The sequence below is a fragment of the Phyllobacterium sp. LjRoot231 genome (assembly GCF_964253365.1).
Taxonomy (GTDB): Bacteria; Pseudomonadota; Alphaproteobacteria; order Rhizobiales; family Rhizobiaceae; genus Phyllobacterium.
This window is the reverse complement of record NZ_CAXUQT020000001.1, coordinates 1,321,607-1,347,047: the sequence shown is the minus strand read 5'-3', so window position 1 is coordinate 1,347,047 and position 25,441 is coordinate 1,321,607. Positions and strand designations below refer to the sequence as shown.

Sequence of the window (25,441 nt, the reverse complement as noted above, 5' to 3'; positions counted from 1 at the left end):
TGAACGCCATGAGCCAGTTAACAACTAATACCCAACAATCAACGGTCGAGGAGCGGCGTTCGGCCTGTCCGGGGCTATTTCGCATGGCAAAAGCTCGCGACGGTGCTATCTGCCGTGTTAAGCTGACCTTTGGCGATCTGAGCGCGGATCAGGCGCGTCAGATCGCAGATGCGGCCCATCGCTTCGGCAACGGCGCAATCGAAATCACCAATCGCGCCAATCTGCAAGTTCGCGGTGTTCGTCCGGAAACTGAGAATGCGTTAATCGCGACATTGTTAAAAGCAGGGCTCGGGCCCTTAACGGACAGAGGCGACGATGTTCGCAATGTTATGGTCAGCCCAGTTGCCGGTGCGGATAGCGACAGAGTCGATGTGAGGCCACTAGCGACGCGTCTGCTGGAAGCCCTGCAGACCAATTTCCCATATCAGTCTTTATCGCCGAAATTCTCGATACTCATCGATGGCGGCGAGAGCGTTGCGACTGTCGATCATCCGCATGATCTGTGGCTCAGCCCCATCGATCCGCAAAACTCTGCACCGCGCTTTGCGTTCGGAATTGCGGGCGTCCCGCCGACAAGGGCCGACGATCAATCGGGCCTCGGGACCGTTACCCCCGGAGAGGCGCTTAATCTTATTACCGCCATTCTCGATGTCTTCATCGAATGGAACCAGCGACACCCAGAGGCTTCACGACTGCGTCACATGATAGCCGATACGGGGGCTGAGTATCTTGTAGAACAACTCGAACAGCGAATTGGATTTCCGGTTCGAAGCGACGGGCTTGTGAACTGGCGCAGGGCAATGCCGCGATCGAACGGCCATCTCGGCATTTCGCCGGAAGGAAATGGTTCAAATTGCTTCGTGGGCGCCATGCCTCCACTGGGCCGTCTTGATCCGGTCCTGTTGCGATTACTTGCTGAACTTGCCGACAAGCATAGCAACGGGAAATTTCGCTTGACGCCGTGGCAAAGCGTGCTTTTGCCGGAAGTCTCAATCGACAACGCCCCAAGCACCCTAGCCGATCTCGAAGCGCTGGGTCTCAGCGCCAATCCGCCGCACCCTCTTGCGACGATGATCAGCTGTGCGGGTTCGGCGGGATGCGGTTCGGCGCTTGCAGCTACTCAAGCAGACGGGTTGAAACTAGCGGCATTGTTGCACGGGAAGCCTATAGTTCCACAGATTCATATGAGCGGTTGCAGCAAATCCTGCGCCTCGCCATCGGCAAAGCCGGTAACACTGGTCGCAATTGCACCGGGGCATTATGACATCTTTCTGCAGGCGACCAATGGACCGTCGCGTTTTGGCAAGCTATTGGCTGCCAATGTCACTATCGAGGAAGCTGCCGAGTTGATTGGCTTGAAATCCGGCTCTGGGGGGCCACTGTATGCTTGACTATATTCGCGACGGTCAGGCGATCTATGATCGCTCCTTCGCTATCATCCGTTCCGAAGCCGATCTGAGCCGTATTCCGGCCGATCTCGAAAAGCTTGCCGTTCGCGTCGCTCACGCCTGCGGCATGGTCGATGTCATTCAGGATTTGGCTTTTTCTGAAGGTGCTGCAACGGCTGGTCGCAATGCATTATTATACGGTGCGCCGATCTTGTGTGACGCGCGCATGGTTGCAGAGGGCGTCACGCGTGCCCGCTTGCCTGCCAACAACCAAGTGATTTGCACGCTTGGTGATCCCTCAGTCGCCGCGTTAGCTCGCGGTATGGGCAACACCCGCTCCGCCGCAGCACTGGAACTGTGGCGCCCGCATTTGCAAGGCGCAGTGGTCGCGTTCGGCAATGCGCCCACTGCCCTCTTCCGTTTGCTTGAGATGATCGACGAGGGGGTTCCGAAACCGGCACTTATTCTCGGCTTTCCTGTGGGCTTTGTCGGCGCGATGGAATCCAAGGCGGCGCTCGCTGAAGACAGTCGCGGCATTCCCTATGTCGTCGTGCATGGACGGCGTGGCGGCAGCGCCATGGCCGCAGCTGCGATCAACGCCCTCGCTTCGGAGAAAGAATAATGCCACAGCCGGGCCGGCTTTTCGGGCTGGGCGTTGGCCCCGGCGACCCCGAACTCATTACATTGAAGGCACTTCGGCTGCTGCAGTCCGCACCTGTCGTTGCTTATCATGCAGCCAAGGGCAAGAAAGGCAATGCGTTGACTATTGTCGAGCGCTATCTGGATGAGAAGCAGCTTCTCGTCCCGCTGATCTATCCGGTGACCACTGAGACGCTACCCGCTCACATGAACTATGAGGCTATCGTTAGCGACTTCTACAGCGAGATAACCACGGTCCTGCGCGCCCACCTCGACGCAGGCAAGGATGTGGCGGTCATCGCCGAAGGCGACCCGTTGTTCTATGGCTCCTTCATGTATATTCATGACCGGTTGGCCGAACACTATGAAACCGAAGTCGTGCCCGGCGTCTGTTCCATACTTGGTGGGGCGGCCGTGCTCGGGGCCCCTCTGGTCTATCGTAACCAGACGCTTACGGTTTTGTCAGGAGTTCTTCCAGCACATGAATTAAAGGCGCGATTGGCTTACACCGAAGCCGCGGCGATCATGAAGCTTGGCAAAAACCTCGCGAAAGTTCGAGGGGTAATCGAGGAGCTTGGCCAGCTGGATCGGGCGCTTTACGTTGAGCGGGCGACGATGGATACGCAGCGGATCATTCCGCTCGCTGAGGTCGATCCCGATTCCTCTCCCTATTTCTCGCTCATTCTGATACCGGGCGAAAAATGGCAAGGCGGCAGCGAATGACCTCATCACCAGTCATTCTGGTGCTCTCGGCGCTCGGTATGGAAACAGCGCTTCGCATCAAGGCAGATTTACCGGACGCGACCATCCATGGACTCGAAACTCGCGTCGAAGGTGCTGACGTGAACTTCAACAATTTTGGCGAAACCATCCGCCAGCACTACCAAAGCGGGCACGCCGTCATTGCCCTTTGTGCTGCTGGTATTACCATTCGTTCGCTGGCTTCTGTGCTAGGCAACAAGGGCGCGGAACCGCCGGTTCTTGCCGTTGCCGATGACGGCAGCGCTGTCGTTCCGCTTCTGGGCGGCACGACAGGTGTCAATGTTCTGGCCCGGAGGATCGCTGCAATACTCGAAACCGTGCCCGCCATCACGACGTCGGGCGAACTCCGTTTCGGCACCTGCCTGCTCAATCCACCTCCGGAATTCCAATTGCAAAATCCCGAGGACGCCAAAACTTTCATTGCTGATCTGCTTGCGGGTAAGACTGTCAGAATCGAGGGAGAAGCGCCTTGGCTGGAGGAGGCGCGATTGCCTCTGGATGACAATGGTGAACTGCGAATCCTTGTAACATCTTCCAACGTCACGCCCCAAAAAGGAGAACTGGTTTTTCAGCTGAAGACAGCGGCAATCGAAATCACTGCCTCCCCGAAGCACAAACGTGGCCGGCTCGCTGTGGTTGGCCTCGGACCGGGTGATCCAGATTTCATGATCCCCGCTGTCAAACGGGAATTGCAGCGCGCTGAGGACATTCTCGGTTATGAAACATACGTGCGCATGGCGGGGCATTTCCGCCCTGACCAGACAGTGCACATGACCGACAACCGTGAGGAAATGCGCCGCGCCCGTCATGCCTTCGAGCTTGCCGCAACGGGCCGGTCCGTAGTGATGATTTCTTCCGGTGATCCAGGCGTTTTCGCTATGGCTGCTGCAGTGGTCGAGACATTGCATGAATCCGACAACCCCTCCTGGCATGCTGTGGAGCTTGAAATCTTGCCCGGCGTTTCCGCTGCATTCGCCGCAGCCAGCCGAAGCGGCGCGCTACTTGGCCATGATTTCTGCGTTCTTTCGCTTTCCGATAATCTGAAACCTTGGGACATCGTCGAAAAGCGCATTGCGTTGGCGGCCGAAGCGGACCTCGCCATGGCTTTCTACAATCCGATTTCGAAGCCTCGTCCGTGGCAATTGCCACGCGCCATCGAGATTCTGCGCAAATATCGCAACGCAGATACGCCGATCGTCCTTGGCCGCAATATAGGCCGCACAGCGGAAACCATACGCGTCATCACGCTTGCCGAACTGACCCCGGAACAGGTGGACATGCGAACGGTGATCCTCGTCGGCTCATCGCTCACGCGCAGTTTTGACCGGACCGACGGGGGCAAATGGGTCTATACGCCGCGCTGGTACGGGACAAAACCCGAGGGTTGACCCGAAAACTCATCGTTCATTGAAAAAAGATCATTTGACGCGACCTGCCTATGCCGGAAAAAGAACTGAGCGCTTCGTTTTTGTATCGACGCCTTTCGACACTGCTCACTATGATCTCGCAAAGATAGATCGACTGCATCCGGAGTTCCTATGCCAGACAAGAATTACGTTCTTACCCTTTCCTGCGAAGATCGGCCGGGTATCGTCGCCTCGGTGACGACCGAGCTTGCCGGCATGGATGCCAACATCGCCGAAAGCAATCAGTTCTGGGACAGGCAGACCAACCGCTTCTTCATGCGTATCGCATTCACCGCTGCGGAGGGCACCACCAAGGACGATGTCGAACGGGCGCTCAAGCCTGCCATCCAGCGTTTCGATATGAAGACGAGCTTGGTGGACCAATCGAAAAAGCCGAAGATCATCATCATGGTATCCAAGTTCGACCACGCGCTATTGCATCTGTTCTACCAGATCAAGGTCGGCTGGCTCGATGCCGATGTCGCGGCGATCGTCTCCAACCACGAGGACAGCCGTCGCTTTGCCGAGCATGAAGGCATTCCCTATCACGTCTTGCCGGTTTCCAAGGACAACAAGACGGAGCAGGAAGAAGCGCTGCTGCAGATCGTCAAGGAAACGGGCGCGGATCTCGTCGTTCTGGCCCGCTACATGCAAGTTCTATCCGACAACCTGTCAAAGCGGCTGTTTGGCAAGGTCATCAATATCCACCACTCCTTCCTCCCGAGCTTCAAGGGTGCAAAGCCGTATCACCAGGCCTTCGAGCGCGGGGTGAAGCTGATCGGCGCGACAGCACATTATGTGACACCTGATCTCGACGAAGGACCAATCATCGAGCAGGAGACGGAGCGCGTCACCCATACCATGAGCGCCGAGGATTTCGTTGCCACGGGTCGCGATATCGAGAGCCGCGTGCTGGCGCGGGCGGTAAAGAAACACCTCGAATCTCGTGTCATGCTTAATGGTCACAAGACCGTGGTATTTGGATAATCGCCAATCATTTCACTTAGCCGCGAAATAGTTCTCCAGATTGGAAACGACACGGTCGGCCATCGCTTTGCGAGTTTCGACCGTGGCGCTGCCCATATGCGGCTGTAGGACGACGTTTTCCAATGCAAATAAGGCCTCCGGCACATTCGGTTCGTCGACGAAAACGTCGAGTCCAGCACGCCCAAGCTCTCCCGATTGCAGAAGCTCGACCAATGCGGTCTCATCCACCACGGTGCCCCGCGCGACATTGACAAAAGTTCCTTCGGGACCAAGGGCTTGCAGCACTTCACGCGAAATGACGCCCCGCGTCGCATCACCGCCGGGCAAAATGGCAATGAGGACTGCGCAATCGCGGGCCATTTCGACCAGATTGTCATAATATTTATATGAGACATCCGGCTTTTTGTTCCGGGTGTGGTAGACGACGTCGCAGCCGAAAGCCAATAATTTTCCCGCAACGACGCTACCGATACGGCCCAGCCCGACCAGGCCGACCCTCTTACCTTCGATCCCCTGAGCCAAGGGTGGTGTCTCGCCCTTGGCCCACCGCCCTTTCCGCACGAAACGATCGTTGGCGACGATGTCGCGGGTAGCAGCCAACAGCAGTGTAATCGCCATATTTGCCGTATCTTCATTGAGAACGTCCGGCGTATTGGCAACCCTGATGCCCTTTTTTGCTGCATAGGTGACATCAAGCGAATCGGTGCCGACACCAAACGAAGAAACGATCTCGAGCGCGGGCAACAGATCGATCATATCTGCCTTGAGGCCGGTGAATGTGCTCGTTGCCGCTGCTTTGAACCGCAACGCGTGCTCCTTGAGGAAGCCGAGGGCGTCCTTCTCCTCATAAAGTTTCTCAACCGCATACCGCTTTTCCAACTCTTCAAGCAGGTAGGGCATGACTGGACCAAGCAGGAGAAGCGGTTGTTTTTGCATCGAATCGTATCCCGTTGAGTTCTGTTCGGATTGAGTTTGACCATAGCGAAACTCTACCGACAACGACAAACTATTTACTCGTGAAATATCCCCTCGCATGTGGTGGAATTTACCGACAGCACTTGCCTTTTCAAATGCATTAGTATGAAAACCGACAAACCAAATGCTGCGGGACGGAAATATGGCAAAGACAGTTGAAATCGCCGATCTGAAAAAAATCGCTAAGCGCCGCGTACCTAAAATGTTTTTCGACTACGCCGATTCCGGCGCATGGACCGAGAGCACCTACCGCGCCAACGAGGACGATTTTCGCAAGATTCAATTGCGCCAGCGTGTTGCGGTCGACATAAGCGACCGGACACTGGAAAGCACGATGGTCGGACAGAAAGTTTCGATGCCGGTCGCTCTTGCACCCACCGGCCTGACAGGTATGCAGCATGCGGACGGCGAGATGCTGGCGGCCCAAGCGGCTGAAGAATTCGGCGTACCTTTCACCCTGTCGACGATGAGCATTTGTTCTATCGAAGATGTCGCTTCGGTTACGACCAAGCCCTTCTGGTTCCAGCTTTATGTGATGCGCGATCGCGATTTCGTCTACAACTTGATTGACCGTGCCAAAGCTGCCAAGTGCTCGGCTCTGGTTCTGACACTTGACCTGCAAATTCTTGGTCAGCGCCATAAGGATATTCGCAACGGCCTTTCGGCTCCCCCAAAGTTCACACCAAAACACATCTGGCAGATGGCCACGCGCCCTCAATGGTGTATGGGCATGCTGAGGACCCAGCGACGTACATTCGGGAATATTGTTGGGCACGCCAAGGGTGTTGCCGATCTGTCGTCATTGTCAGTCTGGACAGCAGAGCAGTTCGATCCGCGACTGTCGTGGAATGATGTCGCCTGGATCAAGGAGCGTTGGGGCGGCAAGCTTATCATCAAGGGCATCCTTGACGTGGAGGACGCGAAAATGGCGGCGGCAACAGGTGCCGACGCGATCATCGTATCCAATCATGGCGGCCGCCAGCTTGACGGCGCCCCATCGTCCATTTCGGTTCTTGCCGACATTGTCGATGCCGTTGGTGACAAGATCGAAGTGCATTTTGATGGAGGCATACGGTCGGGACAGGACGTGTTGAAGGCGCTCGCCATGGGCGCCAAGGGAACATATATTGGTCGGGCGTTCCTTTACGGTCTGGGTGCAGGTGGTAAGGAGGGCGTCGCCGAGGCATTGGACATCATCCGCAAGGAACTCGATATTACAATGGCTCTGTGCGGCGAACGGGACGTCAAGAACCTCGATCGTAACAATCTCTACAAGAGCGGCCTCGAAACAAAGCCGCGAATGGCGGAAGTCAAGAAGAAACGTGGCCGATCCGCTGAGGTTTAATCGCAGAACGCGCTCTTGAAGAAGCCTAAATCCAATAACTGGTTGGAGTTTTCAAACTTTGCTGAGACGTCGGAGTTGAGATTGTCGAGTTTTCCGGCGACAATAGCTTCCAGCATCGTCTTATAAGCACGGGAACCTTTAAAGTATTGACCACCTTCTATTGCCTTTTTGACAAAATCTTCCGTTTCGCTGAAAAACTTGAAATGTAAAAGCGAACCATAAATTGGCGAAAAATTTCGATTAAAAGGCCATGGCTTATGAATGCTGATAGTAAAGGCAATGTCATACTCAACGTAAAGAAGCGGATACTTCATCAATTCGTCGTAATGCTCGGGGTAATCCAGCAATCTGTCTCTGGGTCCACCCATCATCGACATCGTTGAATTGGTCCGGAACAGGCGATAACCACGCATGTCGAATGTATTGGCGACCTGCCAGGGCATGATATCTGTTGAGCCGTCGAAAACCGCTGATTTGATGGAATCCGACGGGTAGCAGTCGATCATCGGCGCCGGGCAATGCAGAACACCCTTGGCCTCCAATCCTGCAATCAGCTCGGGTAATTTTCGCGTCTCATACTGGTCATAGATAAAATACTCGTCGCAATCGACATTCATGTACCAGCGTTTTGTTCCGAAAATCCGGACCAAAGCCTCGCGCCATAGGTTGCCACCATTTGCCTGACGGTATCGAACATCCGAACCAAAGATATCGACATCGTTCTCGTTGAGAAGTTTTTCTCGCGTGCCATCTGCCGACTGATCGTCGACGCATAAAAACCGTGTAATTCCGAGCTTGCGGTAATGCGCAAGAAACGACGGCAAGAACTGGATGCTGTTATGCGTAAGAAAAATGAGAGGGATGTCTGCCGGTATAAGTGGACGGATATCACCCATCCGAAGAGGGGATATCCGAACAGGCTCATGCCGCTTCTTGACGTTAACGTTACGCCAACGAGTGAGTAATGAATGGCTTTTGCTTTTGGGGAAAGCGTCTGGACTGTCAGAACGGTATGGAAACGGGATTTCCATTTTCGGGAACAAGAAAGATTTTTGTCGTTTCAATAGGTTGTCCCGCCTTGAGAGAGAGCCCGTTCTTGGTCAGCATGACCCCACGAAATCGACCGAATTAAACTTGCAGACACAGAACGTCAAGTGTCGCCCGATGGCCACTTCCACACCCTTTGCTGGGCAATTTGGCGGTAATGAGGGGTTTTTCTTTTCCGCATTTCGTTTAAAACCCTACCCTGACTCTCAGAATATGAAGCGAGGCATTATGCAGAATGATCTTGATATCTACGTCGGATGGGACTCACGCGAACCGATCGCTTATGAGGTCGCCAAGAACACCGTATTGAAACATGCGACCATCCCCGTGCGGGTAATTCCGATCAAGTTGGATGAACTTGTAGAAAAAGGCGCCTATACGCGTGATATCGATCCGCTGGCCTCGACCGAATTCACCTATTCACGTTTTTTCACGCCCTGGCTCGCCGGATATAAGGGTTGGGCGCTCTTTTGCGATTGCGATTTCCTGTTTTTCGGCGACGTGGCAAAGCTGCTCGAATATCGGGATGAATCGAAAGCTGTAATCTGCGTCAAGCACGATTACACGCCGAAGGAAGGCACGAAGATGGACGGCAAGGTCCAAACCAGTTACCCGCGCAAGAACTGGTCGTCTTTCATGCTGTTCAATTGCGATCACCCATCAACCCGCAAGCTCACACCGGAACTGATCAACCGGGAGACCGGGGCATTTCTTCACCGGATGCAATGGGCGCAAGACGACGAAATCGGCGAGGTTCCAGTTGAATGGAACTGGTTGGAAGGCTGGAACGAAAAACCGGCAAGCGGTTATCCAAATGCTGTGCACTTCACCAATGGTGGACCTTGGTTCAAGGACTGGCAGAATGTGGACTACGCCGACGAATGGCGCGCTGCGGCAAGCGCGGTCGATCCTGATTGGAAAACCATTTGATCGTCCAGTAGTCTGTATCTGAAATCATAGCCCCTTTGCGACTTCCAGGTTGCTAGGGGCCTTTGTTATCAACTCTGTTTGCTGGATACCGCGTTCGTGCTTTTTTCGGTAAATCCTTTGAAACTACCTTCCGTCCAGAGCGGCAGGCCGGAAGCTCGAGCGACTTCGATGTCTGCAGTGAAGAGCGGATAACCTCGATCGATGAGAGCCTGCAGGATCTGTTTGTCGGTCCCCGCATGCAGACGCTTCAGATTGGCATCGTTATAAACGTGTCCCGAAGAATCAGGATTGATCCCAGTGATGATCACAGCTTTGGCGCCGCTGAGGATGGCATAGAAGACTGCGGTAATGCCATTGGAGAATTTCATGTTGTCGTCGATTTCAACATTGAGACCTCCCATTACGGCCTCATACATCGCCATGCGTTTAAAGCGGCTGATCACTTTCACGTCGTCATAAGTATAGTTGAAAGCGGCGAGTCCTTTTTGCAGCAGAGCCAGACTTTTGGACCAGCGCACAACGTAGAGCAGCCCGGTGCGTTTTCCGCTCAGTACCTTGCGCACGTACAAAGCATTGGTGGTTTGCCCCTCGACCTGATTGAATTGCATGATGGTCGCATCTGGAGCGTCGACGCCCCATTTATCGAGGACGCTTTGCGATCCGTTGACGGTGATAACGTGGAAATGTTTGCTGAAACCGGCGGGTATTGTTGAAATCGGTGCTGACCCGACGACGACGACTGGTCCGGTGAATTCAAACGGATGCTGGGGCGCGCGCGGCCTCAAAATTCGATAAATAACGGAACGGCGAATTTTTGTTATAATTTCAAATCGAGGCAACCTCATAAAGCGCAGCCTTCCGAAACGTCGTTTTGAATATTTTGGCGCAGGGCGATTATCATGTGCGGGTAGATTGGTACGCCCAAGGGGAATCGAACCCCTGTTTGCGCCGTGAGAGGGCGCCGTCCTGACCGCTAGACGATGGGCGCGTCGCGGATAGCAATGGGGCGGGTATAATCAAGCAAATGACAAAGTGCAATGATGATTTGTCGCCGGTACCATAACAAATTCGACTCTTCATCGGCTTTAATTGCCGGCGGCTTCCGAAATTCGGGCCGTCACGCGCTTTGTAGCAACATCATAGATAAGGATTTGCCGTGTCCCATCGGCCAGTCTCGTCTCCAGAGAAAGCGTGTTATCTGAGAGATTATGCGAGAGAATGCGTGTGCCGGGATCAAGCGTTATGGATTCGCCTGCCAGGGCCGCGCCTAGTGGTTGCCCCGGGAGCTCAGAACGGATCGGCGTAGCCGCTTCCTGGACGGGTTGGTTAATCTTGTAGACAATGGCCGCCAGCACCGCCATAAGACCGATCACCATAATGCCGATGGAAACAGCCAAAAGCCGGATCATCTTGCGGCGAACCCGCTCCATTGCCGGATCTAGGGGCTGTTCTTCCCTGTCAAGGTCCGGATTGACATTGGCCATATATGGTACATCTCCGAGGTTTCGAACCAAGCCTCCTGTAACGAAGGGACTGAGGTTTTGAAAGAGCTAATTACCGATATCGATTCCATTGGCAAGAGGCTGGATGCTTGGCTTTCTGTGCATCTGGCACCAGAACTGTCACGGAATCGTATTCAGTCGCTCATTAGCGAAGGACAGGTGAGTTTAGATGGCAAGATCGTCCGCGAAACCAAACACAAACTGCGCGACGGGGTCAGCATCACCATCGAGATTCCCGAGCCTGAAGATGCGACGCCCAAGGGCGAAGACATCCCCCTCGATATTCTTTACGAGGACGCGGATCTTATCGTCATCAACAAGCCTGCTGGCTTGGTGGTGCATCCCGGAAACGGAAATTGGACCGGTACGCTCGTCAATGCGCTAATCTACCATTGCGGTGATACGCTGTCGGGCATAGGCGGTGTCAGGCGGCCTGGCATCGTCCATCGCCTCGATAAGGAGACGAGCGGCGTCATGGTTGTCGCCAAAAACGATCACGCCCATCGTCATCTGAGCGCACAGTTCGCTGATCATGGCCGCACAAATGATCTGGAGCGCGCATATCTCGCCGTCGTCTGGGGAACACCAGACCGGAAGGTTGGCACGATCGATGCGCCCCTCGGTCGATCGCATCGTGATCGCACAAAACAGGCCATAGTCCACGAAGAGCGCGAGGATGCCCGTCACGCGGTTACCCATTTCGAAGTTCAGGAACGATTTGGCGCGAAAGAAGATGCAACTGCCCTTGCCTCGTTGGTCGAATGCCGATTGGAAACCGGCAGAACGCATCAAATCCGCGTCCACATGGCTCACATCGGGCATCCACTGGTCGGTGATCTGGAATATGGCGGTGCTTACAAGACTAAGGCCAATAAACTTGACGAACCGCTGCAAAGCATCGTCAAAGGGTTCACCCGCCAGGCACTGCACGCGAAACTTCTCGCCTTCGAGCACCCGTCAACCGGTGAAATCGTGCGTTTCGAAGCCCCAGCTCCGGACGATATGGCAAAGTTGCTCGACGCGTTTCGTCAGAATAATATCCGCGACGTTCATAAACTCCGGAACCTCCCGTAGAGGTTTGACGGTTTTTGTAAAGAGAGAGCGTAAATCCTGAGTGGATTGTTCACATTTATGTGACAGATTGTATCCTTGCTTAATGCACCGTGTTTTTGACAAAATGATACCTATATATTGATAGCACCAGTCTGTTCGCGCCAAGCTATTGGGCGAGCAGTCGATGCGGGCCTGCCGATAATGGGGGCCTATTCCAAAATGAGGAGGGGTGCTCAGTGGCCCAAAATCTTCCAAGTATTCTCGGCGGTGACGGTGGGTTGACGCGTTACCTCGAAGAAATTCGTCGCTTTCCGATGCTCGAACCGCAGGAGGAGTATATGCTCGCCAAGCGGTACCTCGAGCATGCAGATCCGAAAGCGGCACACAAGCTCGTTACAAGCCATCTTCGTCTCGTTGCCAAGATTGCGATGGGTTATCGGGGATATGGCCTGCCGATCGGCGAAGTCATATCCGAAGGAAACGTCGGCCTGATGCAGGCTGTCAAACGCTTCGAGCCAGAGCGCGGCTTCCGCCTGGCCACCTACGCCATGTGGTGGATCAAGGCCTCAATCCAGGAATATGTCCTGCGCTCGTGGAGCCTTGTCAAGATGGGTACGACCGCCAATCAGAAACGCCTTTTCTTCAACCTGCGCAAGGTGAAGAGCAAGATTCAAGCGCTTGACGATGGTGATCTCAATCCTGAACAGGTTAAGGAGATCGCCACACGTCTCAGCGTTTCCGAAGAAGAAGTGGTTTCGATGAACCGCCGCCTATCGGGTGATGCTTCACTGAACGCACCGATCCGCTCTTCCGATGGCGAAGCCGGAGGAGACTGGCAGGATTGGCTAGTCGATGATCACGACAGCGCTGAAACAATGTTGATCGAGCAGGATGAACTGGAAAATCGCCGCGAGATGTTAACTGGAGCTATGTCTTCGTTGAATGATCGCGAACGTCGCATTTTTCAGGCGCGACGTCTTGCCGACGATCCCGTAACGCTGGAAGATCTTTCGACCGAGTTCGGCATCAGCCGCGAACGTGTTCGCCAGATTGAAGTCCGGGCGTTCGAAAAAGTGCAGGACGCTGTTAAAGCAGCAGCTGTCAGACAGCAAAAGGCACTTGTTTCGACGGGTTCCGACGCTCGCTGATTGAGTTATTATCTCGAAAGAAAAGGCCGCTAAGCGCGGCCTTTTTTGTGTTTCCGTTAGCCGCCAGTCTTGGCGGCCCAAGACTTCAGCACTTCGTCAAACGCCTTCTCGCCGGGCAGGCCTTTTTCAAGTGTAATCAGAGCCCGTCGGCCTGTCTTATAGGCGATCGGTATGTCGATCCATGATTGGCGCCGTATCAGGGACATATTGGTGTCGACAGCTGTCTTGGCGTCATTCATCGCAATGATGAAGAAGTTGTCGGCGATCTTCGCAGGAATGGCGACAAGCGGACTGCCCGGAGCCTGTTCGGTATCCTTGAACGTCATACGCGATACATTGTCGATCGAACCGCCTGGAAAGCCCTCCGGTACGGTAAAGATCATCTCGACCAGATGGCTGGCGGGAAGGGACTTGTCGCCGTTGCGGCGGATGATCATGCGCAGATTGATGCCCCGGTCGGGAATAGTGACCTCTGCCTTTATAGCAGGTTCGGGCGGAAGGTCGTTACCAGGTGATTCCTGCACGACCGACCAGACCACGCCACCGGCATCGGCAGTTCCTGCATCCTGTCCGGACCGTTCTTCATAGAAGAATGCCTTCTGGCCGATCGGCAAGGCTGCAGGTGGCTGTGTCTGCCCTGCGGCTTGCTGTTGACCTGGAGCTGCGGGCGGCTGTGCAGGCTGATCCGGCGTCGAGGTGGCTAACGAGGTGCCCTCTCCCAGGGAAGGTGTGTCATTGGCAGGACCTGGATTGACCTCCTGGCCATCGGGGAGAAGCCTCTGCGTCAGCTTCGGTTCAGGCTTTGGTTCTGAACTTTCAGGAGTTGCCGCAGGGGCAGGCGATGGCTGGGCCAGCTTCGTGGGTGCAGGCGGAGTAGCTGGCTGGTTCGTTGCCGTTTCAGCTGGCTTTGCCGCATCCTTGCTGGTCAGGCTGGCCAGATAGGTTTTTACCGCATTCGCCTCTTGGGCAATCCGGTCGCGATAGGTCCAGCCCGCGTAACCAGCACCTGCAATAACCAGGAGCAAGGCCAGAACGCTGAGCAAAGGTATCAATGAGCGTCTTTGTACAGGCTGCTTCAGCGGGCCTCGCGTATAGACCCCATAGTCGCTCGAACGGCGATCCTCGGTTGAGATGTCCAGATCATCATCTTGTTCCTCAGGACCCCGGCCTGACCTGACGGACGATCTGGATGTTGGCGGCGCGGCCTGAAAACCCTGATCCAGGGCTTCGATCGAAGTTGCGCCGCCTGCACTTTGGCTGGTCAGGAAATCTTCCAGTGCATCAGGTTGAGCATCGATCTTCGTGAAGGACGGCGCAGCAGATTTTGCTGCTGCGGGCACTGAAGATACGGGCGGCGCTACGGGTCTTGGTGTTGGTATGGGTGGAGGCGGTGGAACCGGCGCAGGCTCCGGTATGATGTCTTTAACTGCGGGCGTAAAATCGGACTCGACCTCTGCAATCGCATCTTCCAAGGCCTTTATCTGACGCGTGGCCACGGCTTCGGGCGCATTCAGCGTCGCAAGCTTCTGCTCGATCGTTGCGCGAGCTTTTGCATATACACGTTGACGGAGCGCAGGCGTTGGGTCCGCCAGCCCGTCAATTGTCTTTCTCAATACTGCAACGAAATCTGCCATTCACCCAAACCCATGGTTTTGTTGTGAGATTAACTCCAAGATGCGTTCGCGACTCTAATCATGAAACGGATCAGTAACAAGTATCGTATCGTCACGTTCGGGGCTGGTGGACAGAAGTGCGATCGGTGCTCCGATCAGCTCTTCCACATAACGGACATACTTGACCGCCTGTGCGGGAAGTTCGCTCCAACTGCGCGCACCCGCAGTTGTCCCCTTCCATCCCTCGAGGGTTTCGTAGATGGGCGTTACCCTCGCCTGTTGACCCTGACCGGCTGGTAGATAATCGATCACTTCACCATCGAGCTCGTAGCCGGTGCAGACCTTGATCTCATCGAGCCCATCCAGCACGTCAAGCTTGGTCAGCGCGATGCCGCTGATGCCATTATTGGCGACCGCCTGACGTACGAGAACCGCATCGAACCAGCCGCAGCGGCGCTTGCGCCCCGTAACAGTTCCAAATTCATGGCCACGCTCGCCGAGAAATTGTCCAACTTCATTCTGCTGTTCTGTCGGGAAAGGACCTTCGCCAACGCGCGTTGTATAAGCCTTGGTGATACCAAGAACATAGTGCAGCGATCCTGGGCCAATGCCAGAGCCGGCTGAGGCCTGTCCCGCAACCGTGTTCGATGAGGTCACGAATGGGTAGGTGCCGTGGTCGATGTCGAGGAGTGTTCCCTGCGCGCCTTCAAAAAGAATACGCTCACCGGCCCGTTTCTTCTGGTCGAGCACATACCAGACCCTATCCATGAACGGCAAGATGTGCGGTGCGGCATCGTTGAGTTCAGCAAGCAATCTTGCGCCATCGACTTCCTCGATGCCAAGACCGCGTCGCAGGGGATTGTGATGCGCCAGCAATCGTTCGATCTTTGCGGGCAGTGTATCCGGATCGGCAAGATCGAGGACGTGGATTGCGCGGCGGCCTACCTTGTCTTCATAGGCTGGGCCGATGCCACGTCCGGTCGTTCCTATCTTTGTACCCGAGTTGGAAGCTTCGCGTCTGCGATCCAGTTCTCCATGGATCGAAAGAATAAGTGTCGTGTTTTCGGCGATTTTCAGTGTTTCGGGGGTGATAACAACACCCTGGGCTTCAAGTTTCTTTTTTTCGGCGATGAATGCGTGTGGATCGAATACGACGCCATTTCCGATGATGGAAAGCTTGCCCTGGCGCACGACGCCCGATGGCAGCAGTGACAACTTGTAGGTCACGCCATCCACGACCAGAGTATGACCTGCATTATGACCGCCCTGAAAGCGAACGATGACATCAGCACGTTCTGAAAGCCAATCGACAATCTTACCCTTGCCCTCATCGCCCCACTGGGAACCGATCACAACAACATTTGCCATTCAAAACTCCTCAAGTCACAATCTCGTCGCGTATTTTGTTACTGCGCCGTGCCTCCTTTTGAGCGTGCAAAGGGCGTAGTAACACTCTAATGACGCGCATAACCTTTCCAAAAAACGATTCTAGTTTTCGAGGCTATGCGCTAAATGCGGTGCTTCTATACAGGCTGGTTCATAAAAGCGCGACAATTCTTTCGGCTATCGGCCGACCAATTTGGCTTTATCGCTCGAATAAACATAATCGTTGCCACCGCTGAGACTGTATGCCATGAACCGCACCGCTTATGTTTTTCTTTTGACCACCGCCGTGTTATGGGGCGGCAATGCAGCCGCGGGCAAATTTGCCGTGGGTCACATCTCACCCATGCTTCTAACGATGCTGCGCTGGCTTCTGGCTTTTCTTCTCAACGCCACCGTAAGCATCAAACGTGTCCGCCGGGATTGGAAAGAATTGCAGGCGCATCTGCCATTGCTGGCGGCGCTCGGCGCTTTCGGCTTTACGTTTTTCAATATGGCCCTCTACAGCGCGCTCAATTACACCTCGGCAATCAATGTCACGATCGAACAGGCGGGCATACCAATGGTGATTTTCCTGGCAAATTTGCTGCTTTTTGGAACACGTGTCCGGGCAGGACAGCTTTTTGGCTTCAGTCTTTCACTTCTGGGCGTCGCACTGACGGCCGGCCACGGCAGTTTGGGACAAATCGCCAGCCTCGATGTGAATTTTGGAGACATTCTGATGCTTCTCGCGGTGCTTCTCTATAGCGGCTATACCGTTGCCTTGCGCTTTCGCCCGACTATACACTGGCAAAGCCTTATGACCCTAATGACCTTTTTCGCATTCGTTACTGCCATTCCATTCACGATCTGGGAATGGCAAAGCGGGACAATCAACCCGCCCGACCTGACCGGAACGATGGTTGTTCTATACACCGCCGTATTTCCTTCACTCGCGGCACAAGTACTCTTCATCAAAGGCGTCGAATATATCGGTGCGAATCGCGCCGGTTTGTTCATCAACGCTGTGCCGATTTTCGGTACATTGCTTGCCGTGGCCTTACTGGGCGAGGATTTCCGACCCTATCATGCCGTAGCGCTTGTTCTCGTTCTGGGTGGAATCTGGATTGCGGAACTCAGCGGACGCAAACAGGCCAACGTTACCGAAGCTGGCGCAGCATGAAGCAGGCATCATCAGAATAGGTTTTAAGTTTGGTCCTCAACTCAGGCCGATCAGCAGTTTCAAATCCATGTTTTTGCCAGAAACCCGATGAGCCTTTGACCGCTACAAGTGAAATCGTTTTGCAGCCGAGCGCCATCGCATGGTCTGTCAGAACCGACACGATTTCACTCGCAGCACCACTGCCTCGCGCAGCATCCATCAAGGCTATGTCATGGATATAATAGTTACGCCGATCCGGCGAAGCCTCGAGAACAGTATTGAGAGCCGGGATGTCGAAGCTCTTCCAAGGATGGGTAATCGCATAACCAAGAATTGTTGTCCCGTTCTCAAGGACATACGCACCCTGCCCATGCATCGAAAGCCGGTTTAGAAAAACCGCATCGTCCTCGGGAAAGTCTGGATGAATCTCGGCGGCAACTGCGCTGACAGAAGCAAGGTCGCTTGCTTTCATCAAACGCCAGCGCAGTGCATTTTCAATTGGTTTCATCAGCAGACATCCATACGATCACCCGATGTCGAATTCCAGCGGTTTGGCCGAAACGATCGCCTTGTTGACACGCAGTTCTTCCAGGACGTGGTCCGGAATCTGCTCGTCTAGATAGAGCATGGCAATTGCATTCCCGCCCGGGTGATCCCGACCAAGGGAAAAATTCGCGATGTTGACGTTGTTCTTGCCGCAGATGGTACCAAGCATGCCGATCATGCCGGGGGTATCATTGTTGGTCGTGTAAAGCATGTGCTGACCGACTTCGGCATCGAGATTGATGCCCTTGATCTGAATGAACCGTGGCTTGCCATCCGAGAAACAGGTGCCGGCGATCGAACGCGTCAACGATGCAGTCTTCACGGTCAGCTTGATATAACCATCGAATACGCCCGATTTATCGCGCCTCACTTCGGAAAGAACAATCCCGCGTTCCTTCACCATGACCGGCGCCGAAACCATATTCACATCTGCTACCTGCGGACGGATAAGGCCTGCAAGAGCTGCACTGACGAGCGCACGCGTATTCATTGCAGCAGTGGAGCCATCGAACAGAACCTCCACTTCCTGGATGGGATCGTCAGTGACCTGCCCAACGAAAGCTCCAAGCACTTCCGCAAGCTTGACGAAGGGCTTCAGGCGCGGTGCTTCCTCTGCCGTAATGGACGGCATGTTGATCGCATTCGAAACAGCGCCCTTGATCAGATAATCCGACATCTGCTCGGCTACCTGCAACGCGACATTCTCCTGTGCTTCGCTCGTGGATGCACCGAGATGCGGCGTGCAGACGACGTTGGGAAGATGGAACAGTTCGTTGTCGGTGGCGGGCTCCACCTCGAACACATCAATCCCGGCACCCGCTACCTTGCCGGACTTCAGCGCTGCAACTAGGTCTTTTTCGATGATCAGACCGCCGCGCGCGCAATTGATAATACGCACGCCATCCTTCATTTTGGCGATGTTTTCTGCGTTGATGATACCACGCGTCTTGTCTGTCATCGGCGTGTGCAGGGTGATAAAGTCGGCGCGAGCCAACAGCTCGTCAAGTTCTACTTTTTCAACGCCAAGTTCTTCAGCGCGGCCTTCCGAAAGGAACGGATCGAAGGCGATCACGTGCATTTTAAGGCCCACACCACGCGTGGCGACGATCGAACCGATATTACCGCAGCCGATGATCCCGAGTGTCTTACCGGTGATCTCGATACCCATGAAACGGTTCTTCTCCCACTTGCCTGCGCGTGTGGAAGCGTCCGCCTCAGGCAGTTCGCGGGCGACCGCAAACATCAAGGCGACCGCGTGTTCAGCCGTGGTGATCGAATTGCCAAAAGGTGTGTTCATCACGATGATGCCGCGCCGCGAGGCGGCGGGAATGTCGACATTGTCGACGCCAATACCTGCGCGCCCGACCACCTTCAGGTTCTTTGCGGCATTGATCAGTTTCTCCGTGACCTTGGTCGCCGAGCGAATAGCAAGGCCATCGTACTGGCCGATCACCTCGAGGAGTTGTTCCTTGTCTGAGCCGAGGTCCGGCAGATAGTCGACTTCCACGCCGCGATCCTTGAAAATTTGAACGGCTGTTGGGGAAAGTTTGTCGGATACGAGTACGCGCGGTGCCATCATGGCCTCCATCTTTCAATAAGAATTGGCGTTGAATCGGAATAAATGCGATTGACGGTGGCCGCAACACTGCGGCCACGTTGGCCCGAAATCAGGCCGCCTGTTTCAGAGCTGCTTTTTGCGACTGGAAAGCCCAGTCGAGCCAGAGCGTCAACGCTTCGAGATCGGCTGTCTCGACGGTAGCGCCCGCCCAGATGCGCAGACCCGACGGTGCATCGCGATAAGCGCCAATATCGTAGGCGACGCCCTCCTTCTCCAGCACCGCGACAAGATTTTTGGCGAAATTCGCCTGGGCATCCGTGTCGAGAGCGATGATATCACGATCGACGATAGTCAGGCATACAGAGGTGTTGGATCGCGTTGCCGGAACCCTCGCGAGATTGGCAATCCATGGCGTGCGCTCGACAAAAGCATCGAGAACAGCAAAATTCTTGTCGGCACGGCCAACCAGTCCGTCAAGCCCGCCGATGGACTTCGCCCAGGTCAATGCATCAAGATAATCCTCGACGCAGAGCATCGATGGCGTATTGATTGTCTCGCCGGCGAAAATACCTTCGATCAGCTTGCCGCCTGATGTAAGGCGGAAAATCTTTGGCAAGGGCCAAGCAGGCTTGTAAGTGAGGAGCCGCTCTACGGCGCGCGGGCTGAGAATTAGCATGCCATGCGCACCCTCGCCGCCAAGCACTTTCTGCCAGGAGAAGGTCACGACATCGAGTTTGTCGAAATCCAGCCGCTGCGCAAAGGCCGCAGAGGTCGCATCGCAGATGGTGAGGCCCTTGCGATCAGCGGGGATGAAATCGCCATTTGGTACCCGCACGCCAGAAGTCGTGCCGTTCCATGTGAAGACAACGTCACGGTCGAAATCTACCTTGGAAAGGTCGGGCAGTTCGCCATAGCCTGCTTCGATAGTGCGGGCGTCGGCGAGTTTCAGTTGCTTGATGACATCTGTTACCCAGCCGGAGCCAAAGCTTTCCCATGCGACCATATCGACGCCGCGCTCGCCAAGAAGCGACCAGAGCGCCATTTCGACGGCGCCGGTGTCCGATGCTGGAACGATACCGATACGATAGTCGGCGGGGACCTGCAGAATTTCGCGGGTTAGATCGATCGCCTGTTTCAGCTTCGTCTTGCCGACCTTGGCGCGATGGGAGCGGCCAAGTGGCGCATCGGAAAGCGCGTCGAGCGACCATCCGGGACGTTTTGCACAGGGACCTGATGAAAAATTGGGGTTAGCCGGGCGCTGTGCCGGCTTCGAAAGCGTCGTCATGTTTTCTCCTATCCTTACAGATAGCTCGCCTCTCGTTGGGGAGAGGTGGCCCACTCCGGGAAGTAGGAGAAATGTCGTTGACAGTCAAGAAATATGTTCCTGCGCGACATCAAAATTGCGCACTACACAGGATGGGCATTGAACAGGGCACAAACGAAGACGGCAGGAGAAGCCTCCTGCCGTTCGAATTTCCGTTGGATAATCAATCAGAATGCGTAGCGCACACCAACCTTGAAGTCATGCGACGTAATGTCCTTGAATTTGAACGGTTCTGGATTGGGCCGCGTTTGGGATGGAATGAAATTGGATGCGTCAGCCGTCTGTCCATCCCCAAGATCCACGTAGCTGTAACCGATGTCGATCGTCATGCGGTCTGTCGCCTTGATGCCGACACCTGCATGCAACGCCCATGCGAGTTCCCACTGGGAGTCAGAACCCGCAAAGCCGCCGCCGCCGGTGATAGCGTTATTATCCGTAAAATTCGAAATCGTATTACGCGATGCACCGATACCAGCACCAACGTAAGGTGTAAGGCCGGCATAGGTACCAAGATCGGCATAGGCATTGGCCAAGAACAGCCATTCTGACTTCTTTGCGTGGTATTCGTTCGTCGCCTCGTCGCCGTTATCCGGAATGCCATCCGTATCATAAAAGTCCAAGGCGCTGAACTCGGTTTTACCACGGTACTGGCCGGTGACATCCGCGCGGAACCAATCGTTGAATTGATAGCCAACACCTATCTGGCCGGTTATGCCGGCGTCGAAATCTCCCTCATCATGCCAGCCGTGAACGGCGGGATCTGCGAAGCCAACATAATCCAGCCCGTCGAATTGCTGGTTGCTCATGCCGATATCACCGCGCAAATACCATCCGCCAAACTGTTGGACCTCCACTACTGGCGGATCCTGCATATCGGCCGAATATGCCGGGACAGCACCCAGGCACAGAAGTGCTGCGCTCATGGCAGCATGTTTGGTGAAAGTGCTCATTTTCGTTTCCCTCACGAAGCCCAAGGATTGAAGTGCAGCGAATGCTACTAAGGTGTTAGAAACCAATATGAGGGGGAAAAGTTAAATCTCGCTTAACCGTATTTCTTCACCATATCTATTAACCTTAATGAACTGGAAACAATGTTATTGGACGCAAATACAAATGGGCCCACGCGGGCCCATTTGTATTTGAACGAAATAGTTCTGTTCTACGCAGCTGAAGAGATCACCGAAATAATATCATTGACGACGGTCTCAACAAGCTTGCGATCGTCGCCTTCCGCCATGACACGGATCAAAGGCTCTGTACCAGACGGACGGATAACCAGCCGCCCGGTTGTGCCCAGACGACCTCGCGCCTCATCGATCGCACTCTTTACTTTCTTGTTCTCCAGCGGCTTTCCGCCGGTTGTACGGACATTCTTCAACAGTTGCGGCACCGGATCGAATTTACGGCAAACTTCGCTCACCGGCCTGTTCTGTTCCTGGACCACCGCAAGTATCTGCAAGGCCGAGACCAGACCATCGCCGGTCGTGGAGAAATCCGACAGAACGATATGACCGGACTGCTCACCACCGATATTGAACCCATGATTGCGCATGTGCTCGACCACGTAACGGTCGCCAACCTGCGTGCGCGCCAGCGTCAATCCACGATCGACAAGAAAGCGCTCAAAACCGAGATTGGACATGATGGTCGCAACGACTCCACCCCCGACCAGCCGGTTTGACTCTTGCCAGGATTGCGCAATGACGGCCATGAGCTGGTCGCCGTCGATGATCGCACCATTTTCATCCACGATCAGCACCCGGTCGGCGTCACCATCGAGTGCAATACCTATATCAGCACGGACCTCATGCACTTTTTTGATCAGACCCAAAGGATGGGTTGAGCCACAATCTTCGTTGATGTTGGTACCATTAGGCTCGTTGTTGATCGTGACAACTTCTGCTCCGAGCTCCCACAGTGCTGCGGGTGCAACCTTGTATGCTGCTCCGTTGGCGCAATCGACAACAATCCGCAAGCCGGCCAATGAGATGTTCTTGGGCATCGTCCTTTTGGCGAACTCGATATAGCGATAAATATCGCCATCAACGCGCTTCGCGCGGCCAAGTGCATCAAAACTTGACAGACGGTCTGTCAAATTCTCTTCCATCAATTGTTCGATTTCGTGCTCGATTTCATCCGATAGTTTGAAACCATCCGGACCAAATAGCTTGATACCATTGTCATGATAAGGGTTGTGCGATGCTGAAATCATTACGCCGATATCCGCGCGCAGCGACCTGCAAAGCATGGCGACAGCCGGGGTTGGAATCGGGCCGAGAAGGAACACATCCATCCCTGTCGATGTGAATCCGGCAACAAGCGCCGTCTCGATCATATAGCCGGAAAGCCGTGTGTCTTTGCCGATCACCACGCGATTGCGGTGTTGGCCGCGTTTGAAAGCGAGCCCGACGGCCATGCCAACCTTCATCGCGATATCGGGCGTCATTGGATAGGCGTTTGCCTGCCCGCGAATACCATCAGTACCAAAATATTTGCGAACCATATTGATTATCCAACCTTTGCGGCTGTCGGGGCTTTCGGTTAAGCCCAGAAGCAGCCTTGCTTGTTCATGCCGATCTTCGCTTATTGCAGAAGACCATCAATTTCGCATCTCACAATTTATGTGGGGATTATACTTGACGCAAATGCGTGAACAATTCGTACAAACGGCCGGTTTTCACCGGCCGTTTGTATAGGTTGGATACCACATTCAGGACTGTGGCTGCGGTTCAAAACCCTTATCAGGTTCATCGCCCTTGCGTGGTTTCTTGGCCGATCCAGCCTTTGGAACTGCCGAGCCGCGCGACGGCGGTGTGTCGTCGCCAAGATCGCGAGCAGGCTTGTTGCCAGCCATCAGCGCCTTGATTTCCTCGCCAGTCAGCGTCTCATATTCGAGCAGTCCTTCGGCAATGGCTATCCATTCCTTCTTCTTCTTGGTCAGAATAGTGCGGGCATGGGTATAGGCGTCGTCGATCAGTTTGCGCACTTCTGCGTCAATCAGTTGCGCAGTCTCTTCCGAAACGTTCTGCGTGCGTGCAACGGAGTGACCGAGGAAAACCTCTTCCTGGTTCTCGCCATAAGCAACCTGGCCGAGCTTGTCGGAGAAGCCCCAACGGGTCACCATTGCCCGCGCAAGCTTGGTTGCCTGCTCGATATCCGATGATGCGCCGGAGGTGATGTTCTCCTTGCCGAACTTCAGTTCCTCGGCAATACGGCCGCCCATCATGATAGCGAGACGCGAGATCATCCACTTGTAGCTCATCGAGTAGCGATCACCTTCGGGCAACTGCATAACCATGCCAAGCGCACGACCACGCGGAATGATGGTCGCCTTGTGCAGCGGATCAGCCACTTCGACGTTGAGGGCAACGATAGCGTGACCAGCTTCGTGATAGGCAGTCAGTTCCTTTTCCGCCTGGGTCATGGCAGTTGAGCGGCGCTCTGCACCCATCATAATCTTGTCTTTGGCGTCTTCGAACTCGAGCATAGTGACAAGGCGCTTGTTACGGCGCGCAGCCATCAAGGCTGCTTCGTTGACAAGATTCATAAGATCGGCACCGGAGAACCCGGGAGTACCACGAGCCAGAACCTTCAAATCGACATTCGGTGCCAGCGGGACATTGCGCGCATGCACTTTCAGGATCTTTTCACGACCCGTAACATCCGGATTTGGCACGACAACCTGACGGTCGAAACGGCCCGGACGTAGTAGTGCAGGATCGAGTACATCAGGCCGGTTGGTTGCCGCAATGAGGATCACGCCCTCATTGGCTTCAAAACCATCCATCTCCACCAGCAACTGGTTGAGGGTCTGTTCGCGCTCGTCATTGCCACCGCCAAGGCCAGCGCCACGATGACGGCCAACCGCGTCGATTTCGTCGATGAAGATAATGCAAGGTGCGTTCTTCTTCGCCTGTTCAAACATGTCGCGAACACGCGATGCACCAACACCGACGAACATTTCAACGAAATCAGAACCGGAAATGGTGAAAAACGGCACATTGGCCTCGCCGGCGATAGCACGCGCGAGCAACGTCTTGCCTGTACCGGGAGGGCCAACGAGGAGAACGCCGCGCGGGATACGACCGCCCAAACGCTGGAATTTCTGCGCATCACGCAGAAATTCGACGATTTCCTCAAGATCTTCCTTGGCTTCGTCAACGCCGGCAACATCCTGGAACGTTACGCGTCCATGCGCCTCGGTTAGCAGCTTGGCTTTGGACTTGCCAAAACCCATGGCGCCGCGTGAGCCTCCTTGCATCTGTCGCATGAAGAATATCCACACGCCGAGAATGAGGATCATCGGAAGCCAGGAAATCAGCATGCCAACGAGGGACGTCGACCCATCGGATTCAGGCCGAGCCGCAATCTGTACGTTCTTGCTTTCAAGACGGCCAACGAGACCGGCGTCGCCAGGTGAATAAGTCTGGAAGCTGGCGCCATTGTCGGAATAGGTGCCAGTAATACGGTTGCCCGCGATCGTCACCGATTTTACACGGCCGCTGTTCACATCGCTGATGAACTGCGAATAGGGAACATCGCTCGACGCCGAACGAGAGCTTGGACTTTGGAAAAGGTTGAACAACGCAATCAGAAGCAAGGCGATAATCGCCCACAGTGCGAAGTTCCTGTAGTTAGGATTCATATCGGGTCCCATCAATCATAACCGCAAGGACGCGGAATTCATACGTAAC

Annotated in this window: 22 protein-coding genes and 1 tRNA gene; 10 read left to right on the top strand and 13 right to left on the bottom strand. The window is 54.7% G+C overall.

The window, feature by feature from the left end; genetic code table 11:
- Positions 1-8 precede the first annotated feature (8 nt).
- From cobG to purU, 5 genes are all read left to right on the top strand, one after another.
- The gene (cobG, locus tag ACSQ3H_RS06530) at positions 9-1,391 is read left to right on the top strand and encodes a precorrin-3B synthase (protein WP_436116302.1); all 1,383 of its coding nucleotides are present in this window, start codon (positions 9-11) and stop codon (positions 1,389-1,391) included.
- The gene (locus ACSQ3H_RS06525) at positions 1,384-2,010 is read left to right on the top strand and encodes a precorrin-8X methylmutase (RefSeq protein ID WP_436116301.1); all 627 of its coding nucleotides are present in this window, start codon (positions 1,384-1,386) and stop codon (positions 2,008-2,010) included. Before cobG ends, ACSQ3H_RS06525 begins: the two co-directional genes overlap by 8 nt.
- On the top strand, positions 2,010-2,750 hold the full coding sequence (locus tag ACSQ3H_RS06520; RefSeq protein ID WP_436116300.1) for a precorrin-2 C(20)-methyltransferase: 741 nt from the start codon (positions 2,010-2,012) through the stop codon (positions 2,748-2,750). Before ACSQ3H_RS06525 ends, ACSQ3H_RS06520 begins: the two co-directional genes overlap by 1 nt.
- Entirely contained in the window at positions 2,747-4,177 is a 1,431-nt protein-coding gene (gene cobJ / locus ACSQ3H_RS06515) for a precorrin-3B C(17)-methyltransferase (protein WP_436116299.1), read from the top strand. Before ACSQ3H_RS06520 ends, cobJ begins: the two co-directional genes overlap by 4 nt.
- Positions 4,178-4,327: 150 nt before the next feature.
- Positions 4,328-5,182, top strand: coding sequence for a formyltetrahydrofolate deformylase (gene purU / locus ACSQ3H_RS06510; protein WP_436116298.1), 855 nt, complete (start codon positions 4,328-4,330; stop codon positions 5,180-5,182).
- 12 nt (positions 5,183-5,194) lie between these two features.
- Here the strand turns inward: purU and ACSQ3H_RS06505 are convergent, their stop codons facing one another.
- Positions 5,195-6,118: a 2-hydroxyacid dehydrogenase gene (locus ACSQ3H_RS06505; RefSeq protein ID WP_436116297.1), complete on the bottom strand. Its 924-nt coding sequence runs from the start codon at positions 6,116-6,118 to the stop codon at positions 5,195-5,197.
- 181 nt (positions 6,119-6,299) lie between these two features.
- On the opposite strand from ACSQ3H_RS06505, the gene ACSQ3H_RS06500 reads away from it, so the two are divergent.
- Positions 6,300-7,502, top strand: coding sequence for an alpha-hydroxy acid oxidase (locus ACSQ3H_RS06500; protein WP_436116296.1), 1,203 nt, complete (start codon positions 6,300-6,302; stop codon positions 7,500-7,502).
- On the opposite strand, the gene ACSQ3H_RS06495 is transcribed toward ACSQ3H_RS06500, so the two are convergent.
- Positions 7,499-8,566, bottom strand: a complete 1,068-nt coding sequence (locus ACSQ3H_RS06495; protein WP_436116295.1) for a glycosyltransferase family 2 protein — start codon at positions 8,564-8,566, stop codon at positions 7,499-7,501. The genes ACSQ3H_RS06500 and ACSQ3H_RS06495 overlap by 4 nt on opposite strands.
- Positions 8,567-8,777: 211 nt before the next feature.
- On the opposite strand from ACSQ3H_RS06495, the gene ACSQ3H_RS06490 reads away from it, so the two are divergent.
- Positions 8,778-9,479, top strand: a complete 702-nt coding sequence (locus ACSQ3H_RS06490) for a glycosyltransferase (RefSeq protein ID WP_436116294.1) — start codon at positions 8,778-8,780, stop codon at positions 9,477-9,479.
- Between the two features lie 68 nt (positions 9,480-9,547).
- On the opposite strand, the gene ACSQ3H_RS06485 is transcribed toward ACSQ3H_RS06490, so the two are convergent.
- The 3 genes from ACSQ3H_RS06485 to ACSQ3H_RS06475 form a co-directional block, all read right to left on the bottom strand.
- A complete protein-coding gene (locus tag ACSQ3H_RS06485) occupies positions 9,548-10,087 on the bottom strand; it encodes a membrane-anchored protein (RefSeq protein WP_436116293.1) in 540 nt (179 codons plus the stop codon).
- Between the two features lie 305 nt (positions 10,088-10,392).
- Positions 10,393-10,467: transfer RNA gene (locus ACSQ3H_RS06480), tRNA-Glu, on the bottom strand.
- Between the two features lie 97 nt (positions 10,468-10,564).
- Positions 10,565-10,963, bottom strand: coding sequence for a fimbrial protein (locus tag ACSQ3H_RS06475; protein ID WP_436116292.1), 399 nt, complete (start codon positions 10,961-10,963; stop codon positions 10,565-10,567).
- A 57-nt stretch (positions 10,964-11,020) separates the two neighbouring features.
- On the opposite strand from ACSQ3H_RS06475, the gene ACSQ3H_RS06470 reads away from it, so the two are divergent.
- Together ACSQ3H_RS06470 and rpoH are read left to right on the top strand one after the other, a co-directional pair.
- On the top strand, positions 11,021-12,055 hold the full coding sequence (locus ACSQ3H_RS06470) for an RluA family pseudouridine synthase (protein WP_436116291.1): 1,035 nt from the start codon (positions 11,021-11,023) through the stop codon (positions 12,053-12,055).
- Positions 12,056-12,270: 215 nt separating this feature from the next.
- Positions 12,271-13,182, top strand: coding sequence for an RNA polymerase sigma factor RpoH (gene rpoH / locus ACSQ3H_RS06465; RefSeq protein ID WP_112523703.1), 912 nt, complete (start codon positions 12,271-12,273; stop codon positions 13,180-13,182).
- Between the two features lie 56 nt (positions 13,183-13,238).
- Here rpoH and ACSQ3H_RS06460 read toward each other — a convergent pair whose 3' ends face one another.
- Positions 13,239-14,816, bottom strand: coding sequence for a transcriptional regulator (locus ACSQ3H_RS06460; RefSeq protein WP_436116290.1), 1,578 nt, complete (start codon positions 14,814-14,816; stop codon positions 13,239-13,241).
- A gap of 54 nt (positions 14,817-14,870) precedes the next feature.
- On the bottom strand, positions 14,871-16,163 hold the full coding sequence (locus tag ACSQ3H_RS06455; RefSeq protein ID WP_436116289.1) for an adenylosuccinate synthase: 1,293 nt from the start codon (positions 16,161-16,163) through the stop codon (positions 14,871-14,873).
- Between the two features lie 265 nt (positions 16,164-16,428).
- Between ACSQ3H_RS06455 and ACSQ3H_RS06450 the strand changes: the two genes are divergently transcribed.
- Positions 16,429-17,340, top strand: coding sequence for a DMT family transporter (locus ACSQ3H_RS06450; RefSeq protein WP_436116288.1), 912 nt, complete (start codon positions 16,429-16,431; stop codon positions 17,338-17,340).
- Here ACSQ3H_RS06450 and ACSQ3H_RS06445 read toward each other — a convergent pair.
- The 6 genes from ACSQ3H_RS06445 to ftsH form a co-directional block, all read right to left on the bottom strand.
- Positions 17,318-17,827, bottom strand: coding sequence for a GNAT family N-acetyltransferase (locus ACSQ3H_RS06445; protein ID WP_436116287.1), 510 nt, complete (start codon positions 17,825-17,827; stop codon positions 17,318-17,320). The two genes, ACSQ3H_RS06450 and ACSQ3H_RS06445, sit on opposite strands and share 23 nt — an antisense overlap.
- Positions 17,828-17,845: 18 nt before the next feature.
- A complete protein-coding gene (gene serA / locus ACSQ3H_RS06440; RefSeq protein WP_436119369.1) occupies positions 17,846-19,441 on the bottom strand; it encodes a phosphoglycerate dehydrogenase in 1,596 nt (531 codons plus the stop codon).
- Between the two features lie 91 nt (positions 19,442-19,532).
- Positions 19,533-20,708, bottom strand: coding sequence for a phosphoserine transaminase (locus tag ACSQ3H_RS06435; RefSeq protein WP_436116286.1), 1,176 nt, complete (start codon positions 20,706-20,708; stop codon positions 19,533-19,535).
- Positions 20,709-20,914: 206 nt separating this feature from the next.
- Positions 20,915-21,697, bottom strand: coding sequence for an outer membrane protein (locus ACSQ3H_RS06430; RefSeq protein WP_436116285.1), 783 nt, complete (start codon positions 21,695-21,697; stop codon positions 20,915-20,917).
- A gap of 209 nt (positions 21,698-21,906) precedes the next feature.
- Positions 21,907-23,250: a phosphoglucosamine mutase gene (gene glmM / locus ACSQ3H_RS06425; protein WP_436116284.1), complete on the bottom strand. Its 1,344-nt coding sequence runs from the start codon at positions 23,248-23,250 to the stop codon at positions 21,907-21,909.
- Between the two features lie 207 nt (positions 23,251-23,457).
- A complete protein-coding gene (ftsH, locus tag ACSQ3H_RS06420; protein WP_436119368.1) occupies positions 23,458-25,392 on the bottom strand; it encodes an ATP-dependent zinc metalloprotease FtsH in 1,935 nt (644 codons plus the stop codon).
- Positions 25,393-25,441 lie beyond the last annotated feature (49 nt).

Coding starts and splice junctions, on each gene's coding strand:
- cobG (WP_436116302.1), top strand. CDS start 9: ATGAGCCAGTTAACAACTAATACCCAACAATCAACGGTCGAGGAGCGG.
- ACSQ3H_RS06525 (WP_436116301.1), top strand. CDS start 1,384: ATGCTTGACTATATTCGCGACGGTCAGGCGATCTATGATCGCTCCTTC.
- ACSQ3H_RS06520 (WP_436116300.1), top strand. CDS start 2,010: ATGCCACAGCCGGGCCGGCTTTTCGGGCTGGGCGTTGGCCCCGGCGAC.
- cobJ (WP_436116299.1), top strand. CDS start 2,747: ATGACCTCATCACCAGTCATTCTGGTGCTCTCGGCGCTCGGTATGGAA.
- purU (WP_436116298.1), top strand. CDS start 4,328: ATGCCAGACAAGAATTACGTTCTTACCCTTTCCTGCGAAGATCGGCCG.
- ACSQ3H_RS06505 (WP_436116297.1), bottom strand. CDS start 6,118: ATGCAAAAACAACCGCTTCTCCTGCTTGGTCCAGTCATGCCCTACCTG.
- ACSQ3H_RS06500 (WP_436116296.1), top strand. CDS start 6,300: ATGGCAAAGACAGTTGAAATCGCCGATCTGAAAAAAATCGCTAAGCGC.
- ACSQ3H_RS06490 (WP_436116294.1), top strand. CDS start 8,778: ATGCAGAATGATCTTGATATCTACGTCGGATGGGACTCACGCGAACCG.
- ACSQ3H_RS06485 (WP_436116293.1), bottom strand. CDS start 10,087: ATGCAATTCAATCAGGTCGAGGGGCAAACCACCAATGCTTTGTACGTG.
- ACSQ3H_RS06475 (WP_436116292.1), bottom strand. CDS start 10,963: ATGGCCAATGTCAATCCGGACCTTGACAGGGAAGAACAGCCCCTAGAT.
- ACSQ3H_RS06460 (WP_436116290.1), bottom strand. CDS start 14,816: ATGGCAGATTTCGTTGCAGTATTGAGAAAGACAATTGACGGGCTGGCG.
- ACSQ3H_RS06455 (WP_436116289.1), bottom strand. CDS start 16,163: ATGGCAAATGTTGTTGTGATCGGTTCCCAGTGGGGCGATGAGGGCAAG.
- ACSQ3H_RS06450 (WP_436116288.1), top strand. CDS start 16,429: ATGAACCGCACCGCTTATGTTTTTCTTTTGACCACCGCCGTGTTATGG.
- ACSQ3H_RS06445 (WP_436116287.1), bottom strand. CDS start 17,827: ATGAAACCAATTGAAAATGCACTGCGCTGGCGTTTGATGAAAGCAAGC.
- serA (WP_436119369.1), bottom strand. CDS start 19,441: ATGGCACCGCGCGTACTCGTATCCGACAAACTTTCCCCAACAGCCGTT.
- ACSQ3H_RS06435 (WP_436116286.1), bottom strand. CDS start 20,708: ATGACGACGCTTTCGAAGCCGGCACAGCGCCCGGCTAACCCCAATTTT.
- ACSQ3H_RS06430 (WP_436116285.1), bottom strand. CDS start 21,697: ATGAGCACTTTCACCAAACATGCTGCCATGAGCGCAGCACTTCTGTGC.
- glmM (WP_436116284.1), bottom strand. CDS start 23,250: ATGGTTCGCAAATATTTTGGTACTGATGGTATTCGCGGGCAGGCAAAC.
- ftsH (WP_436119368.1), bottom strand. CDS start 25,392: ATGAATCCTAACTACAGGAACTTCGCACTGTGGGCGATTATCGCCTTG.